The sequence below is a fragment of the Microbacterium sp. JC 701 genome (assembly GCF_021026215.1).
GTDB lineage: Bacteria > Actinomycetota > Actinomycetes > Actinomycetales > Microbacteriaceae > Microbacterium > Microbacterium algihabitans.
On the sequence record NZ_JAJNCV010000003.1, the window covers coordinates 336,906 to 352,805 of the forward strand.

The following is a 15,900-nucleotide window of genomic DNA, read 5'->3' on the forward strand; positions in this document are numbered from 1 at the left end:
CGACCGAAGGGGCGCGGCATCCGCACGGGTGTCGCGCCCCTTCGTCGTTCCCGGCGGTCGGTGGGTGGCGAGGTGCGCCGGGTGGCGGGGTGCGCCGGCTGGCGAGGTGCCCGGGTGGCGGGGGATATCGGCCGGGGGCGCGTGCATGAACGGCATCCGCCCGCAAAGACGCGAGGAGAGACCGTCGACACGAGCGGATCGCGTTCACGGGTGGGGTGGGGCGGATGCCGCGGGGCGCTGGCGGTCCGGATCGCGGCGCGCGTCGCGCCGGGCGGTCAGGCGCTGCAGCCCAGGCGCGACTGGATGTCGCGCATCGCGTCGAGCTCGGCCGACTGGCCGGTGACGATCGCGCCGGCGACCTCTTTGACGCGGGGATCGCTGCCGAGCTCGATGACGGCCTGCGCCATGGGGATCGCGCCCTCGTGGTGGCGGATCATGAGCTGCAGGAACAGGCAGTCGGCGGGCTGACCTTCGGCGCTGCGGAGCTCGTCGAGCTGCGCGTCGGTCGCCATGCCCATCTCATCGAGCAGCTGTTGTTCGGTGAGCGTGGCGGTGTCGCCGTGGCTGTGCTCGCCCGACTTCTCCATCCACGTCATGAGCGGCTGCGACGACGACTGGGGGAGCCCCCATTCGACGAGCCACCCGTACATCTCGCCGCGCTGGCCCGACTGGGCGGTGGCGATGTCGTACGAGAGGCTGCGCAGCTCGTCGTCGGAGGTCTTGCGGTAGATCTCCATCGCCATGAGCACCGCCTGCGTGTGGTGCACCTGCATGTCGCGTGCGAAGCCGGCATCCGCCGACGTGTCGGAGGGATGCGCGGGCGCGGCGGTCGCGCCGAACGCGGTGAAGCGTCCGATCGCGAACGCCACGGCCACGATCGCCACGACGACCAGTGCGACGACGGCCCACCGGACGGCGGGGCGCGCGACCGGGGTGTCGTCGGTCATCAGGCCCGGCCCGGGCCGTTCGCTCCACCGGAGCACGCGGCGTTCGGCTCGGGGGCGTTCTGGCTGCGCCAGAACTCCGTGAAGAACTCCGAGATGCGCGGGTCGGACGGGTCGTCGACCTTCAGCTGGTGGTTCCACGCGCTGACCGCGACGGGGGTGTCCATGCCGGGGTAGGGCGAGAGCAGGGCGTAGCTCGAGGGCATGACGGCCTTGAGGGCGTCGATGCCGGCTGCGTCGACCCGCTCGGGGTCGTAGGTGATCCAGACGGCGCCGTGCTCCATGGAGTGCACCGCGTTCTCGTTCTGCTGGGGCTCGGTGTAGACACCGCAGTTCAGCCAGATCGGGTTGTGGGGGCCACCCGCGGGCGGGGTCTGCTCGTAGGTGACGGTGCCCTGCACGTGATCGGAGCGGTTTTCGAACGTCTGCACGCCGTCGATCTCGCGGCCGGTGCTGTTGCCCGCCTGGTAGCTGGTGGGGGGAGCGGGGGCGAACGCGAACGAGGCGACGACCAGGCCGATCACCACGAGGGCCGCGGTCGAACCGACGACCCACCACACGAGCTTGCCGCGCTTCCGCTTCGCGACCTGCTTCTGGTACTCCGCGAGCTTCTCCTGGCGCTTCTGCTCGCGCTGCTGCTTCACGGTGAGGTCGATCTGCGCCTGCTTGGCCGGGTTTCCGCTGGCACGTTTGTCGGAGGAAGAGGTCATGCGCTGTGTTCGTCTCTCTGGTGGGCGGGACGCATCGGCAGCCGCCGACGGGTCCATTTTATTCGGGTGAATGAGCTGACGGCCTGGGAGGAACCCGCGAGCCCGGATGGTGGCGCAGGGGGTCTGCGCGCTAGTATGAACGAAGTCGAATCGATTCGAGGTTCGATATTCCCCCCAAACTTTCTCAGCCCGACCCGTTCGGGCTGTCCATGCTGCGAAACGAACCCCCGTGCTCGATACTGCTTCCGTTCCCGTCGTCTCCCCCGACTCCCGCTCCGCGCAGACGCACACCGGCGCCATCCGCGCGCTCGGCAAGAACCCCGCCACCGCGCCGATCGTGCTGCACCCGGGAGACGCGATCCCGTCGTCGCGCCGCCTGCTCTACATCATCGTTCTCGGTGCGCTGACGGCCCTCGGGCCCTTCACGATCGACCTGTACCTGCCGGCGTTCCCCACCCTCGAGGCCGACTTCCAGACCACCGCGGCCGCGATCCAGCTCACGCTGACCGGCACGATGATCGGCTTCGCGCTCGGTCAGCTGATCGTCGGGCCCCTCAGCGACAAGGTCGGCCGCCGCGTGCCGCTGCTGTCGGTGACCGCCCTGCACGTCGTCGCGAGCGTGTTCGCCGCTCTCGCCCCGACGCTCGAGACCCTCTCGATCGCGCGCGTGCTCATGGGTGCCGGAGCCGCTGCGGGCGGCGTCGTCGCCGCGGCGATCATCCGCGACCTGTTCGGCGGCAAGCGCCTCGTCGTGATGCTCTCGCGTATGGCGATGGTGTCGGGCGTCGCCCCGGTGCTCGCCCCGCTCGCCGGCTCCGCTCTGCTGCTGGTCATGCCGTGGCGCGGCATCTTCGTGGTGCTCGCCGTCTACGGTGCGGTCATGCTGGTCTCGGCCATCCTGTTCATCCCCGAGACGCTTCCGGCCGCCCGTCGTGGGGGCCCCGGCTCGACCACCGTGTGGCAGCGCTACGGCAGCGTCTTCCGCGACCGCGTCTTCATCGGCGTGCTCATCATCGGCGCGATGACCTTCTCGGGCCTGTTCTCGTACCTGTCGGCGTCGTCGTTCCTGTTCCAGGTGTCGTACGGCTTCAACGCCCAGCAGTACGGCGTGCTGTTCGCGGCCAACTCGATCGGCGTCGTCGTGGGCGTGCAGATCGCCTCGCGTCTGGCGGCGCGCTTCGGGCCGCAGTGGGTGCTGGCCGTCTCGACGGCGGTGCTCGTGGTCGCCGGTGGGGCTATCGTGCTGACCGACCAGCTCGGGCTCGGACTCTGGGGCACGATCATCCCGCTGTTCTTCTTCATGACCGCGTGCGGGTTCACCTTCCCCTGCGCCCAGGTGCTGGCCCTCGATCGCCACGGTAAGGCCGCCGGCACGGCGCAGTCGATCATCGGCGCGGCCAACTTCGGCATCGCCGGCATCATCTCGCCGCTGGTCGGACTGCTGTCGGTCGGCTCGGGCATCACCGCCACGACCATGGCCTCGGTCATGCTGGGCTGCGCGGTCATCGGCGTGCTCTCGCTGTGGCTGCTGGTGCGCCCGCGCACCGTCGAGCGTCTCGCGCCGTGACCCTCGCACCCGTGGGAGCGCACACAGTAGCAGAACGGCCCCTGCACGCCCCGCGCTGACGGGGGCCATTCCCTCGGTGGCGCCGACCCGGCATCATGAGGCGATGGATGCCACAGCGACTCAGGACGTGCTCGACACGCGCCCGCAGCGCTTCCGCGCCACCGTCGGCATCGTGCTCGTCGCTCTGGCGTGCGGTCTGGGCGCGTGGGTGTTCTTCCGCGGCCCCAGCCCCTTCGCGATCGACACATGGTGGAACCAGCTCTTCGCCTCGGCTCCGTCGCAGCCGGTGTACGTCTTCGCGATCTTCATGGACACCGTCGGCGGCCACCTCACCGCGGTGCTGATCGTGCCGGTGCTGGGCGCGGCCGCGCTGTTCTTCTCGCGACGACGATGGTCGGCGCTGTACTTCTTGAGCGCCTCGGTCGGCAGTGCGCTGCTCGTGCAGGCGCTCAAGCACACGTTCGGGCGCGCGCGCCCGGAAGACATCCTCATCCTCAGCGACTTCGGCTCGTTCCCCTCGGGGCACGCGGCCAACGCCGCGACGATCGCCGTGGTGGCGGCGGTGCTCTTCCCGAAGGTCTGGGTGCGCATCGTCGGCGTCGCGTGGGTCGTGCTCATGGCGTTCAGCCGCACGTACCTGCACGCGCACTGGCTCTCCGACACCGTGGGCGGCGCCCTGGTCGGCGCCGGGGCCGCGCTGATCCTGGCCGCGGCGTTCTCGCGCCTGCGTGCTCGCGACGAGGACCGACTGGCCATCAGACGCGCGCGCAAGGCGGATGCCGAGGCCGCGCCCTCGTCGTAGGCTGACGCGCATGAGCGAGCCCGGTGCCGTGCCCTCCGATCCGACCTCAGCCGATGCCGAGCTGGCGCGACTTCGCGCCGAGGCGGAGGCTGCCGAAGCCGAAGTGAGGCTCGCGCGGGCGCGGGCGGAACTCGCCGCGGCCGAAGCCGCCGCCGCACGGGCCCGATCCGCGTCGGGGACGCCGTCGCCGGATGCCGCGACCCCGGCCGCCGAACAGACGCCGGCGCCCGGCGATGAGGTCGAATCCGCGACCCCCGCAGCCCCCGCCGCTCCCGCAACCCCCGCCGCTCCCGCACACCCCGCGGCATCCGGAACCCCCGCCCCCGACGCGCCTCTCACCGAAGCGCAGGTCGCGGGCATCGCCGCCGGGTACGCCGGAACCGGCGCAGCGCTCGATCTCGGCGTGCTCGTGAACGGGGGACCGGTGCCCGCCGTGCCCGTGCGCATTCCGTTGGCCATGACGAACCGCCACGGCCTCGTCGCCGGCGCCACCGGCACGGGCAAGACGCGCACCCTGCAGCTGCTCGCCGAACAGCTCTCGGAGAACGGCGTTCCGGTGTTCGCCGCCGACATCAAGGGTGACCTGTCGGGCCTGGCCGCCGCGGGGACTCCCAGCGAGAAGCTCTCCGCACGCACCGCCGCCCTGGGCCAGAACTGGTCGGCGCGGGCGTTCCCCGTGGAGTTCTTCGCGCTCGGTGACGATGTGGGTTCGGGCATCCCCGTGCGCGCCACGGTGTCGGGCTTCGGTCCGCTGCTGCTCAGCCGCGTGCTCGGACTCAACGCGACGCAGGAGTCGAGCCTGGGGCTCGTGTTCCACTACGCCGATCAGAAGGGGCTCGCCCTCGTCGACCTGTCCGACCTGCGGGCGGTGCTCACCTTCCTCACCGGAGACGAGGGCAAGGCCGAGCTGAAGGGCATCGGCGGCTTGTCGGCGGCGACCGCCGGCGTGATCCTGCGCGAGCTCGTCGCGTTCTCGGCCGCCGGGGCCGAGACCTTCTTCGGCGAGCCCGAGCTCGACGTCTCGATCTTCCTGCGCACCGACGCCTCGGGCGCGGGCATCGTGAGCCTGCTCGAGGTGCCGAACGTCGCCGCCCGCCCCGAGCTGTACTCGACGTTCCTCATGTACCTGCTGGCGGAGCTCTACGAGGTGCTGCCCGAGGTGGGCGATGTCGACAAACCGAAGCTCGTGTTCTTCTTCGACGAGGCGCACCTGCTGTTCCGTGACGCGTCGAAGGCGTTCCTCGAGGCGATCACGCAGACCGTGCGGCTCATCCGCTCGAAGGGCGTGGGCGTCTTCTTCGTCACGCAGACCCCGAAGGACGTGCCGGGAGACGTGCTCGCCCAGCTCGGCTCGCGGGTGCAGCACGCGCTACGCGCCTTCACCCCCGACGACGCCACGGCGCTGCGCGCCTCCGTGCGCACCTACCCCGATTCGGGTTACGACCTCGAGCGGGTGCTGCAGGAGCTCGGTACGGGTGAGGCCATCATCACGGTGATGAGCGAGCGGGGGGCACCCACCCCTGTCGCGTGGACGCGCATCTTCGCGCCCCGCGCCTCGATGTCGCCGATCGCCGCCGAGACGATGGCCGCGACCGTGACGGCATCCGCCCTCTTCTCGACCTACGGCACGCCCATCGACCGCGAGTCGGCGCGCGAGATCCTCGGTGCGCGCATGCAGGCGGCGACCGAGGCGCGCGAAGCGGACGAGCGGGCGAAGAAGGAGGCCGCCGACGCCGCCGAATACGCCAAGCAGAAGGCCGCGATCGACAAGGCCAACGCCGAGGCGCAGAAGAAGGCCCAGCGGGAGTACGACCGCATCCTGAAGTCGACGGCCGCTCCGCGCAGCCGCACGAGCGCGCCCGCCTCGGGGCTCGACGGCCTGCTGGGTCGCGGGGCCACGAAGAGCATCGTGAACGGCGTCATCCGCGGCCTGTTCGGCAACAGCCGACGGCGCTGACCCCGAGAACGTGGAAGGGGGCGGATGCCGAGGTGTTCGGCATCCGCCCCCTTCCACGTCACCGCTACGAGCGGCGGATCGCCAGCGGCATGGTCGAGGTGTCGAGGAAGGGGTCTTCGTCCTGCCCCTCGACGAGGGCCTCGGCCTCGGCCGGCGTTTCGACCGTGGGCAGCGACCCGAGGAGCGGACGCTTGGCGGTCTCGCTCATCGCCAGGAGCGCGACGAGTCCGAGCGCGGCGAAGAACATGATGTAGAACGCCGGCATCAGGGTGTTGCCGGTGAGGTCGATCAGCGCCTGACTGAACAACGGGGTCGTGCCGCCGAAGAGCGAGACGGCGATGTTGTAAGCCACGGCCATCGCTCCGAAGCGCGAGGCCGTGGGGAAGAGCGCCGGAAGAGCGGATGCCGAGATCGCGACGTAGAACGCCACCGGCACGGCCGCGAGGCACAGCGCGATCATGACGGCCCACAGCTCGCCGATCTGCATGATGAGGAACGCCGGCACCAGCAGCACCAGGGCCGAGCCCGCGGCGATCGCATACACGGGCTTGCGGCCGATGCGGTCGCTCAACCGCCCGATGAGGGGGAGCGCGGCCGACATCACCAGCAGCACGGGAACCGTCGCCACCGCCGCCGTGATGTTCGAGACGCCGACCTCCTTCTCGAGGTAGGTCGGCATGTAGCTCGTGAGGGCGTAGCCGGCGGTGTTGGTCGCGGCCACGAGAGCGATGCCGATCAGCAGCGCCTTCCAGTGGTGGCGGACGATGCCGACGAGGCCCTGCCGGGCCATCGGGTCGCTCGCGTCGATCTCGGTCGATCCGCCCTGCTCGAAGGCGGGCGTCTCGGGGATGCGCAGGCGGAAGTAGATCGCCACGATGCCGAGCGGGATGGCGAGCAGGAACGGGATGCGCCAGCCGTAGTCGATCATCGCGTTCTCGCCCGAGATCGACGTGGTGATCGCGGTGGTGATCGCGACGGCCGAGGCGCCGGCGGCGAAGCCGACGTACGAGCCCACGTCGAGCCATGACGACCAGAAGCCGCGGCGCTTGTCGGGGGAGAACTCCGACACGTAGGTCGTGGCCCCGGCGTATTCGCCGCCGGTGGAGAAGCCCTGGATCATCTTCAGCAGGTAGAGCGGGATGATCGCCCAGAGCCCGATCTGGGCGGAGGTGGGCAGGAGGCCGATCAGCGCGGTCGCCGAGGCCATCATGGCCATCGTCAGGAACAGCACCTTCTGCCGGCCGATGCGATCGCCGAGGGGGCCGAGCACGAACCCGCCGAACGGGCGGACCAGGAACGAGATCGCGAAACCGAGGAGGGTGACCAGCAGGCCCCACGGGGCGGGGACGTCGGAGGCGAAGACCGCGGTCAGCGTCACGGCGAGGTAGCCGTAGATGCCGAAGTCGAACCACTCCATGAAGTTGCCGACGACGGTGCCGCCGATGGCGGTGCGGACGCGCTTGGTGTCGACGACGATGACATCGTCGACCTCGAGCCGGGGGGCTCCGGATGCCGAGGGGGATTTCTCGTTCATCCTTCTACCGTTACCCCCATCGCGCTCGCGTTTCCAGTCCAGGCGTTGCGCCCGGCGATTTGCTAGTCCACGGATCCGCAGACTTCTCCGCCGGAGGTCAAGCCCCCGGCGATGTCGGAGGGGCGGCGTACCGTGACCGGCATGAGCGAGCTCTCCGCCCCCACCGGCCGCGAACCAGCCCTGGTCGCGCAGCCGCGATCCGACGGGTCTGCACCCCTCGCCCTGGTCCTCGGGGCCACGGGCTATCTGGGCGGGCGGCTCGTGCCGCGGCTGCTCTCGGCGGGCTACCGGGTCAGGGTGCTCGCGCGCGATCCGCGACGTGTCGGCGCCTTCCCGTGGGGAGACGACGTCGAGACCGCCACGGGCGACGCGACCGACGTCGACGCCGTGCGCGCCGCGGTCGACGGCGTCGACGTGCTCTACTACCTCATCCACTCCATGGGCAGCGCCCGCGACTTCGAGGCCACCGACCGGGTCGCGGCCCAGACCGTCGCCGACGCGGCCTCGGCGGCATCGGTCTCGCGCATCGTGTATCTCGGGGGGCTCCACCCCGATGACGCCACGCTCTCGGCCCACCTGCGCTCGCGCGTCGAGGTGGGGCAGATCCTGCTGCGCAGCGGTGTGCCCACCCTCGTGCTGCAGGCGGGCGTCGTGATCGGCTCGGGCTCGGCCTCGTTCGAGATGGTGCGCCACCTCACCGACGTGCTGCCCTACATGCCCGCGCCCAAGTGGGTGCGCAACCACATCCAGCCGATCGCCGTGCGCGACGTGCTGCACTACCTGCTCGGCGCTGCCCGCGTCGCCCCCAACGTCAACCGCGCGGCCGACATCGGCGGCCCCGACGTGCTGCGCTACGGCCAGATGATGAACGGTTACGCCATGGAGGCGGGGCTGCCGCAGCGCGCGATCGCGTCGCTGCCGGTGCTCACCCCGCGCCTCGCCTCGCACTGGGTCAACCTCGTCACCCCGATCCCCAAGGCGATCGCGCGCCCTCTCGTCGAGTCGCTGCAGAACGACTGCGTGGTCAAGGACCGCGCGATCGACGATCTCGTGCCGCGCCCCGAAGGCGGGCTCATGCCGTACCGCGAGGCCGTGCGCCGCGCGCTGGGACGCGTGAACGACGACGCGATCGAGACCAGCTGGCAGGATTCCGAGGTGTCGGGTGCCCCGAGCGACCCGCTGCCCAGCGACCCGGAGTGGTCGGGGCGCCTGGTGTACACCGACATCCGCACCATGACGACGACGGCGAGCTCGGCGCAGCTGTGGTCGGTGATCGAGGGGATCGGCGGCGAGAACGGCTGGTACTCCTCGCCGCTGCTGTGGGCGATCCGCGGCTGGATGGACCGCCTCGTCGGTGGCGTGGGCCTCGCCCGCGGCCGGCGCAGCCGCTCGGTGGTCACCGTGGGCGATGCCCTCGACTTCTGGCGCGTCGAAGCGATCGAGCCCGGTCACCTGCTCCGTCTGCGCGCCGAGATGAAGGTGCCGGGCGGGGCCTGGCTCGAGCTGCGGGCCACCCCCGAGGGCGAGGGGGCGCGGTTCGACCAGCGCGCCCTGTTCTTCCCGACCGGGCTCGCCGGGCGGCTCTACTGGCTGTCGGTGCTGCCGTTCCACGGGCTGATCTTCAGCGGCATGGCCCGGCGCATCACCGCCGCCGCCGAGCACGTACAGCGCGAAGACCTCGAGCCGAAGGCGAAGGCGGGGCGCATCGCGCCGGAGATCGCCGAGGTCGAGACGACCGCGGCCCCCTCGTCGTGAGCTTCGCCTGGCCGCAGGCCTGCCCCGCTCTCGTGTCGCGCCCGTAGGCTGAGCCGCGTGCCACATCACGCTTGCGTCCTCACCGTCTCCGACCGCTCGGCCGCAGGGCTGCGCGAAGACCGCGGAGGACCCCTCGCGGTGTCACTGCTGCGCGAGGCGGGGTTCGCTTGCGACGACGCGGTCGTCGTGCCCGATGGCGCCGACAGCGTCGAGACGGCGCTGCGCGCACTCGTCGCGGCGGGACCGGGGCTCATCGTCACGACCGGCGGCACGGGCATCGCCCCCACCGACCGCACGCCCGAGGGCACGGCACGCGTCCTCGACCGCGAGATCCCCGGCATCGCCGAGGAGTTGCGTCGGCGGGGCCTCGCGGACACCCCGATGGCCGTCATCTCGCGGGGCCTCGCGGGGATCGCCGACCCCGGCGCCCTGATCGTCAACCTGCCCGGGTCGACCCGCGCCGTGGCATCCGGGATCGCCGTCATCGCCGAGCTCGCCCCTCACGTGCTCGACCAGCTCTCCGGAGGAGACCACGCATGAGCGCCGTCCGCATCGCCCGCCTGTCCGAGACGCCTCTCGATCTCGACGCGCACCTCGACGCCGTCGAGGACTCCTCGTCGGGCGCCGTCACGACCTTCGTCGGGCGCGTGCGCGACATCGACCCCGACGCCACGGGTCAGGTCGTCGCGCTCGAGTACAGCGCGCACCCCGACGCCGAGCAGGCGCTGCAGCGCATCGCCGAGAGCGCGACCGCCGGCACCGACGCGATCGTCGCGGTCAGCCACCGCGTGGGCCGGTTGGGCGTGGGGGAGGCCGCCGTCGTCATCGCCGTGGCATCCGGTCATCGCGCCGAGGCGTTCGAGGTGTGCCGCACCGTGATCGAGACGATCAAGACCGACCTGCCCGTGTGGAAACGACAGGTCGAGGCCGACGGGACGACGGAGTGGAAGGGCCTGGGCGGCTAGGTTCGCTCCGCGCCGCTCACCGGCGCGACAGCGTCGCCACGATCGGGCGGTGGTCGCTCCCGGCGTCGTCGAAATCGGTGCGGACCTCGAAGGAGCGCACCTCCCACGCCGACCCGACCAGCACGTGGTCGATCGGCGCGGCGAGACCCGTCGGCAGGCGCACGGGCCACGTGCCGAGCGCGGCCGCTCCCGCGTCGGCGGCGGCATCCCGGCATCCGCCGACCGTCGCCTCACCCTCGCCGAGGCCCGCGAGGTGGTCGAGGGTCGAGTTGAGGTCGCCCGCGAGGATGACATCGGGGCCCGTGCACTGCGCCGCGACCCAGTCCATCCCCTCCGTCCACTCCGTCATGATCAGCGGCAACGGCGGCAGCGGATGCGCGGCGACGATCGTCGGCCCGTCACCGCCGACGGGGCGGTACACGCCGCTCGGCACTCCCGGCGTCGAGCCCGCCGACGCGTCGAGGGCGTACGGCCCCATCGACGTGGAGAGCAGGAGCGAGGTCGGAATGGGGTCGTCGCCCGGGTCGGCTTCTCGGGTGGTTGCGGTCATGCCGATGCCGTCGCCGGCCAGGAGGTCGACGACGGTCGCCGCCGCCACGGCATCGGTCTCGGGGAGGACGACTACGTCGGCGCCCGTCTCGCGCACCAGCCGCGCGATGCTGTCGGGTGAGGCACCGCCCCCGTAGGTGTTCCACGCGGCCACGACGACCTCGCCGTCGGCGATCAAGCCGCCGAAGCCGCGACTCAGCACCACCGCGCCGTTGCCGACGGCTGCTGCCGCGAGAACGATCGCGAGCGCCGCGGACACGGCCCACCGACGTCGGAGCACGGCGACGAGCGCGGCGACGGCTGCGAGCACGGCGAAGGCCAGCGCGACAGGTCCACGGAACGGGATCAGCTGCGCGAACACCTGCAGCCGTTGCGCGCCGACCAGCTGCGGCCAGACCGCGAGCACGGCGAGGGCCGAGCCGAGGACGAGCGTGACGAAGAAGGCCGTGCGGCGGGCGGTCGACATGCGGCCAGTAAAACAGGGTGCGATGCCGCTTCCCTGCGAGGAAGGGTGGCGGCGGGCGGGTGAGGGAGTGCGCGAGCCCGGGCTCAGCCGCCGGCGAAGGGCGGAAGCACGTCGACGTGCGTGACCCCCGCGAGCGGGACGTCGTCGTCGTGACGGGTGCCGTCGACGAGCACGGCGCAACGATCCAGGATCTCGCCCAGAGCCGGGTGGTCGGCGACGACGGCCTCGCGCAGGGCCGTCAGAGACGGTTCGGCGCGGTCCTCGGCATCCGTTCCCGCCGCCTCCGCCGCAGCGGCGAAGTAGCGCACGCGGACGTTCATGCGTCTTCTCCGGGACGCATCCAGTCGCCCGACTTGCCGCCGGTCTTCGACACGATGCGCACGTTCTCGATGACCGTGCCCTTGTCCATGCCCTTCACCATGTCGACGATCGCGAGGGCGGCGACCGAGACGCTCGTGAGGGCCTCCATCTCGACGCCGGTGCGGTCGGCGGTGCCGACGGTGGCTTCGATCTCGACGCCCTCGTCGGTGATCGCGAGGTCGACCGAGGCGCGGTGCACCCCGATCACGTGCGCGAGGGGGAGGAGGGCGGGAGTGGACTTCGCGGCCTGGATGCCGGCGATGCGGGCCACCGCGAGCACATCGCCCTTGGGGGCCGTGCCGTCGCGGAGGGCGGCGACCACCTCGGGGGCGCAGCGCACGAAGCCACGCGCCGTGGCGGTGCGGACGGTGGGCTGCTTGAGGGTGACGTCGACCATGCGGGCGTGGCCCGCGGCGTCCAGGTGGGTGAAGGTCATGGAATCAGCATGACATCGAGCGGGTCGCCCACCGACACGGTGGACACCTCGGCGGGGACGATCGCGAACGCCTCGGCGCGCGCGAGAGAGGCGGCGAGGTGCGAGCCCGATCCGCCCGCCGTGGCGGGGCGCACGGTGCCGGCGACGAGGTCGATCACCGCGGGGAGGTACTGGCGGCGGCCGGGCGGGGTGGTCCAGGACTCGGATGCCGTGAGCCGGGCGATCCGCCGATCGATCACGGTGCGGCCCTGCAGGGCCAGAAGGGCGGGGCGCACGAACACCTCGAACGACACCGCGACGCTCACCGGGTTGCCGGGCAGGCCGAAGACGAGCCGACCGTCGTCGAGCGCGCCGAAGGCCTGCGGCTTGCCGGGCTGCATCGCGACCTTCTCGAAGGCGATGCGCCCCTCGAGGGCCTGGCGCACGGGCTCGTAGGCTCCCGCGCTCACGCCCCCGCTGAAGACGATGACGTCGACGTCGGCCGCGTGCTCGAGCAGGGCGTGGATCGCGTTCGCGTCGTCTCGCAGCGACGAGATGACCGTCACGTCGGCGTCGGCGTCGGCGACCAGGCCGGTCAGGAGCGTCGAGTTGGAGTCGGGGGTCTGACCGCGCCCTGGGACGACCCCGGGGACGACCAGTTCGCTGCCGGTCGACACGACGGCGACCCGCGGGCGACGGTGCACGTCGAGCTCGGCCACCCCCGCCGCGGCGGCCGCGGCCAGAGCGAACGGCCCCAGGCGTTCGCCGGCCGACAGGACGACATCGCCCGCGCGGGTGTCGCCGCCGCGGCGGCGGATGAAGGCTCCGGATGCCGCGGGCGCGCGCCGCACCTCGACGGTGCCCAGGGAGTCGGCGAGGCCTCCCGCGGTGTCTTCGAACGGAACGATCGCGTCGGCGTCGGCGGGGACCGGCGCGCCCGTCATGATGCGCACCGCCTCGCCCGCGCCGAACGACGGGTCGTCGGACGACCCGGCGGGCAGATCGGCGATGACGCGCAGGGTCACCGGGTTCTCGGCATCCGCCCCCTCGACGTCGGCGAAGCGGACCGCGAAACCATCCATGGAGGAGTTGTCGAAGCCGGGCAGGTCGTGAGCGGCGCGCACGGGGGCGGCGAGCGTGCGGCCGGCCGCATCGGCGAGGCGCACGGTCTCGACGGGCAGGACCGAGACGGCGTCGAGCACGCGGACGCGGTGCTCCTCGACGGTGAGCAGCGGGGTCATCGGGGCCTCCGGGGTCAGGACGAAACGGCGGGGCGGGCGGCGGGGGAGAGCGGGATCACGTCGTGGCGGACGCGCAGGGCATCGATCACGACGAGCCGGCCGAGCAGGGGGTCGCCCGCGCCGGTGACGAGCTTGATCGCCTCGGTGGCCAGCATGCCGCCGACCTGCACACAAAGCGACCCGAGCACGCCGACCTGGGCGCACGTGGGTGGTTCGCCCGCCGAGCCCGTTGGGAAGAGGTTGCCGAGCACGACGGGCGCGTGCCCCTCGGGCGGGGCCGACCAGAACACGGTCACCTGCGCGGCCCACTCCTGCACGGCGCCCCAGACGAGGGGGATGCCGAGGCCCTCGGTCGCGGCGGCGACGGCCTCGCGCGTGTCGAAGGTGTCGCTTCCGTCGATGACGAGATGCGCGCCCGCGAAGAGCTCGGAGGCATTGTCGGAGGTCAGTCGTACCGTTCGTTCATGGACGACGGTGAGGGGCGACAGGTCACGCACGGCGCGCGCGGCGGAGGCCGTCTTGGCGGTGCCGATGTCGGTGATGCGGTGCGCGAGCTGGCGCTGCAGGTTGGTGCGCTCGACGGTGTCGTCGTCGATGATGACGAGCTCGCCGACTCCGGCCGCGGCCAGTGCGAGCAGCACGGGGGAGCCGAGACCGCCGGCTCCGACGACGGCGATGCGCGCTGCCGCGAGGCGGCGCTGGCCCTCCTCGCCGATCGCGGCGAGCACGGCGTGACGAGCGGTGCGGATGAGTTCTTCCGGGGCGAGCGAGGCCACCGGCTCGACCAGCGGCTTCATCCGCCGATCGCGCTCATCGTGCGCTCGGGCTGCACGAAGTCGGGGCGCGCGAGTCCCACGCGGTCGGAGCCGTGGGCGCGGGGCTTGGCCCACATGGCCTCCCGCCAGACCTGCGCGATGCCGGCGTCGTCGGCGCCCGCACGAAGGGTCGAGAGGAGGTCGGTCTCTTCGTGCGAGAAGAGGCACGAGCGCACCTTTCCGTCGGCGGTGACGCGGGTGCGCGTGCAGGCGGCGCAGAAGGGTTCGGTGACGGAGGAGATGATGCCGATGTGTCCGGCGACGGCGGTCTCTCCGGGGCGGCGCACCTCCCAGCGCTCGGCGGGGGCGGCCCCGCGTCCGCGCGGATCGGGGGTGAGCGAGAACGCCGTCTCGATCTCGGCGCGGATGTCGCGCGCGGCGATGACGTTCGTCGCCATCCACGAGCGGTCTCCGTCGAGGGGCATATCTTCGATGAAGCGCATCTCGAAGCCGTTCGTCACGGCCCAGTCGACGAGCGAGACGATCTCGGTGTCGTTGACGCCGCGCAAGAGCACCGCGTTGATCTTGATGGGGCCGAGGCCGGCGGCGCGCGCGGCCTGCAGCCCCGCGAGCACCTTGTCGAGGTGCGGGCGGCGCGTGAGCTCGGCGAAGGTCTCGGGGTGCAGGGTGTCGAGCGAGACGTTGAGGCGGGTGAGGCCCGCGTCCTTCAACGCCTGGGCGCGGCGATCGAGGCCCACGGCGTTCGTGGTCATCGAGATCGGCAGTTCGGGGTTGTCTTCGCGGATGCCGGCGATGATGAACTCGAGGTCTTTGCGCACCAGGGGCTCGCCGCCCGTGATCCGCAGTTCCTCCGCGCCGAGGGACTGCACCGCGACGCGCACGATGCGGCGGATCTCGTCGGTCGACATCAGCTGCGTCTGGGGGAGCCACGGCATCCCGTCGGCCGGCATGCAGTAGGTGCAGCGCAGGTTGCACTTGTCGATGACCGAAACGCGCAGGTCGGTCGCGACGCGGCCGAAGCGGTCGAGCAGGCCGCCGTCCTGCGGGGCTCCGGTCGCGGCGAGGGCGGTCGCGCCGGATGCCGGAGAGGGGGCGCCGGTCGCCGGGAGGGCGGTCGCGCCCGATGCCGGAGAGGCGGCGCCGGTCGAGGGGAGCGCGGTGGCCCCCGATGACGTCACGGTCGCGCCGAGGGCCACGGCCACCGGCCGTCGCGTCGGGGTCGCGTGCTCGGCATCCATGGGTCGAGCCTAGGTCAGTCCCGGTGGGGTCGGGCGGTGAGCCGGGATGCCGCCACGGCGGGCCGCTCTCGCCGGGCGTCCCGGCCACCGCGGGCGGTACGGTCGTCGCATGACGAACACCTTCCGCATCGCGCAGGCGGCGGGCCTGCTGGGCGTCAGCGACGACACCGTGCGCCGCTGGATCGACCTGGGGCTGCTGCCGACCACGGGCGCGACGCCGGTGGAGATCCCCGGGGCCGCTCTCGCGGAGCGGGCCGTGGCGCTCGCCGCCGAGCCCGATGACCCCACCAAGGTTGCCTCGAGCGCGCGCAATCGCTTCGTCGGGCTCGTCACGCGCGTGCAGGTCGACGGCGTGATGGCGCAGGTCGACCTGCAGTGCGGGCCGCACCGGGTGGTGTCGCTGATGTCGGCCGAGGCGGCGCGCGAGCTGGCGCTCGAGCCGGGGTCGCTGGCCGTCGCGTCGGTGAAGGCGACGGTCGTCACGGTCGAGAAGCCGCGTAGCTGACGCGCGCAGCTCGGCCCGCTCTTGACCCGCTCGGCCGCTCGCCGCGCCCGCTCGGCCGCTTGCCGCGCCCGCTCGGCCGCTTGCCGCACGCGAGACTGCATCTGGCTGACAAGTCA

16 protein-coding genes are annotated in these 15,900 nt (G+C 72.1%); 7 read left to right on the forward strand and 9 right to left on the reverse strand.

Going from position 1 to position 15,900, the window contains the following annotated elements; translation table 11 throughout:
- Positions 1-275: 275 nt before the first annotated feature.
- A complete protein-coding gene (locus LPW41_RS13440) occupies positions 276-947 on the reverse strand; it encodes a DUF305 domain-containing protein (RefSeq protein WP_154097365.1) in 672 nt (223 codons plus the stop codon).
- Positions 947-1,654: a DUF3105 domain-containing protein gene (locus tag LPW41_RS13445; RefSeq protein WP_230705097.1), complete on the reverse strand. Its 708-nt coding sequence runs from the start codon at positions 1,652-1,654 to the stop codon at positions 947-949. The genes LPW41_RS13440 and LPW41_RS13445 overlap by 1 nt, the downstream gene beginning before the upstream one ends.
- A 229-nt stretch (positions 1,655-1,883) precedes the next feature.
- Here LPW41_RS13445 and LPW41_RS13450 point away from each other — a divergent pair, with 229 nt between their 5' ends.
- The 3 genes from LPW41_RS13450 (at position 1,884) to LPW41_RS13460 (ending at position 5,980) form a co-directional block, all read left to right on the forward strand.
- Complete coding sequence (locus LPW41_RS13450; RefSeq protein ID WP_230705098.1) at positions 1,884-3,221, forward strand: multidrug effflux MFS transporter; 1,338 nt, start codon at positions 1,884-1,886, stop codon at positions 3,219-3,221.
- Between the two features lie 103 nt (positions 3,222-3,324).
- Positions 3,325-4,023 (forward strand): phosphatase PAP2 family protein, encoded by a 699-nt coding sequence (locus tag LPW41_RS13455; RefSeq protein ID WP_154097366.1) that lies wholly within the window; start codon positions 3,325-3,327, stop codon positions 4,021-4,023.
- 10 nt (positions 4,024-4,033) lie between these two features.
- Positions 4,034-5,980 (forward strand): helicase HerA-like domain-containing protein, encoded by a 1,947-nt coding sequence (locus LPW41_RS13460; protein ID WP_230705099.1) that lies wholly within the window; start codon positions 4,034-4,036, stop codon positions 5,978-5,980.
- A 64-nt stretch (positions 5,981-6,044) separates the two neighbouring features.
- Here the strand turns inward: LPW41_RS13460 and LPW41_RS13465 are convergent, their stop codons facing one another.
- Positions 6,045-7,514, reverse strand: a complete 1,470-nt coding sequence (locus tag LPW41_RS13465) for an MFS transporter (protein ID WP_154097368.1) — start codon at positions 7,512-7,514, stop codon at positions 6,045-6,047.
- A gap of 141 nt (positions 7,515-7,655) precedes the next feature.
- On the opposite strand from LPW41_RS13465, the gene LPW41_RS13470 reads away from it, so the two are divergent.
- The 3 genes from LPW41_RS13470 to LPW41_RS13480 are packed head-to-tail and all read left to right on the forward strand — an operon-like array spanning position 7,656 to position 10,234.
- A complete protein-coding gene (locus LPW41_RS13470) occupies positions 7,656-9,269 on the forward strand; it encodes an SDR family oxidoreductase (protein ID WP_230705100.1) in 1,614 nt (537 codons plus the stop codon).
- A 57-nt stretch (positions 9,270-9,326) separates the two neighbouring features.
- Positions 9,327-9,809 carry a molybdenum cofactor biosynthesis protein B gene (locus LPW41_RS13475; RefSeq protein WP_230705101.1) on the forward strand — a complete coding sequence of 161 codons (483 nt, stop codon included), beginning with the start codon at positions 9,327-9,329 and terminating at the stop codon, positions 9,807-9,809.
- Positions 9,806-10,234 carry a molybdenum cofactor biosynthesis protein MoaE gene (locus LPW41_RS13480; protein ID WP_144832792.1) on the forward strand — a complete coding sequence of 143 codons (429 nt, stop codon included), beginning with the start codon at positions 9,806-9,808 and terminating at the stop codon, positions 10,232-10,234. The genes LPW41_RS13475 and LPW41_RS13480 overlap by 4 nt, the downstream gene beginning before the upstream one ends.
- 16 nt (positions 10,235-10,250) lie before the next feature.
- Here the strand turns inward: LPW41_RS13480 and LPW41_RS13485 are convergent, their stop codons facing one another.
- The 6 genes from LPW41_RS13485 to moaA all read right to left on the reverse strand — a co-directional run bounded on the left by LPW41_RS13485 (position 10,251) and on the right by moaA (position 15,279).
- Positions 10,251-11,249 (reverse strand): endonuclease/exonuclease/phosphatase family protein, encoded by a 999-nt coding sequence (locus tag LPW41_RS13485; RefSeq protein WP_230705102.1) that lies wholly within the window; start codon positions 11,247-11,249, stop codon positions 10,251-10,253.
- Between the two features lie 83 nt (positions 11,250-11,332).
- Positions 11,333-11,569, reverse strand: a complete 237-nt coding sequence (locus LPW41_RS13490; protein ID WP_230705103.1) for a MoaD/ThiS family protein — start codon at positions 11,567-11,569, stop codon at positions 11,333-11,335.
- Complete coding sequence (moaC, locus tag LPW41_RS13495; RefSeq protein ID WP_144785831.1) at positions 11,566-12,045, reverse strand: cyclic pyranopterin monophosphate synthase MoaC; 480 nt, start codon at positions 12,043-12,045, stop codon at positions 11,566-11,568. The genes LPW41_RS13490 and moaC overlap by 4 nt, the downstream gene beginning before the upstream one ends.
- A complete protein-coding gene (glp, locus tag LPW41_RS13500) occupies positions 12,042-13,265 on the reverse strand; it encodes a gephyrin-like molybdotransferase Glp (protein WP_230705104.1) in 1,224 nt (407 codons plus the stop codon). Before glp ends, moaC begins: the two co-directional genes overlap by 4 nt.
- A gap of 14 nt (positions 13,266-13,279) precedes the next feature.
- A complete protein-coding gene (locus tag LPW41_RS13505; protein ID WP_230705105.1) occupies positions 13,280-14,062 on the reverse strand; it encodes a HesA/MoeB/ThiF family protein in 783 nt (260 codons plus the stop codon).
- Positions 14,059-15,279, reverse strand: coding sequence for a GTP 3',8-cyclase MoaA (gene moaA / locus LPW41_RS13510; protein WP_230705106.1), 1,221 nt, complete (start codon positions 15,277-15,279; stop codon positions 14,059-14,061). The genes LPW41_RS13505 and moaA overlap by 4 nt, the downstream gene beginning before the upstream one ends.
- Positions 15,280-15,388: 109 nt before the next feature.
- On the opposite strand from moaA, the gene LPW41_RS13515 reads away from it, so the two are divergent.
- Entirely contained in the window at positions 15,389-15,784 is a 396-nt protein-coding gene (locus LPW41_RS13515) for a molybdopterin-binding protein (RefSeq protein WP_144832799.1), read from the forward strand.
- The last annotated feature ends 116 nt before the right edge of the window (positions 15,785-15,900 follow it).

What these genes read in the sequence shown, in the direction of transcription:
- moaC (WP_144785831.1), bottom strand. Translation starts at nt 12,045, where the DNA reads ATGACCTTCACCCACCTGGACGCCGCGGGCCACGCCCGCATGGTCGAC.
- LPW41_RS13470 (WP_230705100.1), top strand. Translation starts at nt 7,656, where the DNA reads ATGAGCGAGCTCTCCGCCCCCACCGGCCGCGAACCAGCCCTGGTCGCG.
- LPW41_RS13460 (WP_230705099.1), top strand. Translation starts at nt 4,034, where the DNA reads ATGAGCGAGCCCGGTGCCGTGCCCTCCGATCCGACCTCAGCCGATGCC.
- LPW41_RS13490 (WP_230705103.1), bottom strand. Translation starts at nt 11,569, where the DNA reads ATGAACGTCCGCGTGCGCTACTTCGCCGCTGCGGCGGAGGCGGCGGGA.
- LPW41_RS13485 (WP_230705102.1), bottom strand. Translation starts at nt 11,249, where the DNA reads ATGTCGACCGCCCGCCGCACGGCCTTCTTCGTCACGCTCGTCCTCGGC.
- glp (WP_230705104.1), bottom strand. Translation starts at nt 13,265, where the DNA reads ATGACCCCGCTGCTCACCGTCGAGGAGCACCGCGTCCGCGTGCTCGAC.
- LPW41_RS13440 (WP_154097365.1), bottom strand. Translation starts at nt 947, where the DNA reads ATGACCGACGACACCCCGGTCGCGCGCCCCGCCGTCCGGTGGGCCGTC.
- LPW41_RS13515 (WP_144832799.1), top strand. Translation starts at nt 15,389, where the DNA reads ATGACGAACACCTTCCGCATCGCGCAGGCGGCGGGCCTGCTGGGCGTC.
- moaA (WP_230705106.1), bottom strand. Translation starts at nt 15,279, where the DNA reads ATGGATGCCGAGCACGCGACCCCGACGCGACGGCCGGTGGCCGTGGCC.
- LPW41_RS13455 (WP_154097366.1), top strand. Translation starts at nt 3,325, where the DNA reads ATGGATGCCACAGCGACTCAGGACGTGCTCGACACGCGCCCGCAGCGC.
- LPW41_RS13480 (WP_144832792.1), top strand. Translation starts at nt 9,806, where the DNA reads ATGAGCGCCGTCCGCATCGCCCGCCTGTCCGAGACGCCTCTCGATCTC.
- LPW41_RS13445 (WP_230705097.1), bottom strand. Translation starts at nt 1,654, where the DNA reads ATGACCTCTTCCTCCGACAAACGTGCCAGCGGAAACCCGGCCAAGCAG.
- LPW41_RS13505 (WP_230705105.1), bottom strand. Translation starts at nt 14,062, where the DNA reads ATGAAGCCGCTGGTCGAGCCGGTGGCCTCGCTCGCCCCGGAAGAACTC.
- LPW41_RS13465 (WP_154097368.1), bottom strand. Translation starts at nt 7,514, where the DNA reads ATGAACGAGAAATCCCCCTCGGCATCCGGAGCCCCCCGGCTCGAGGTC.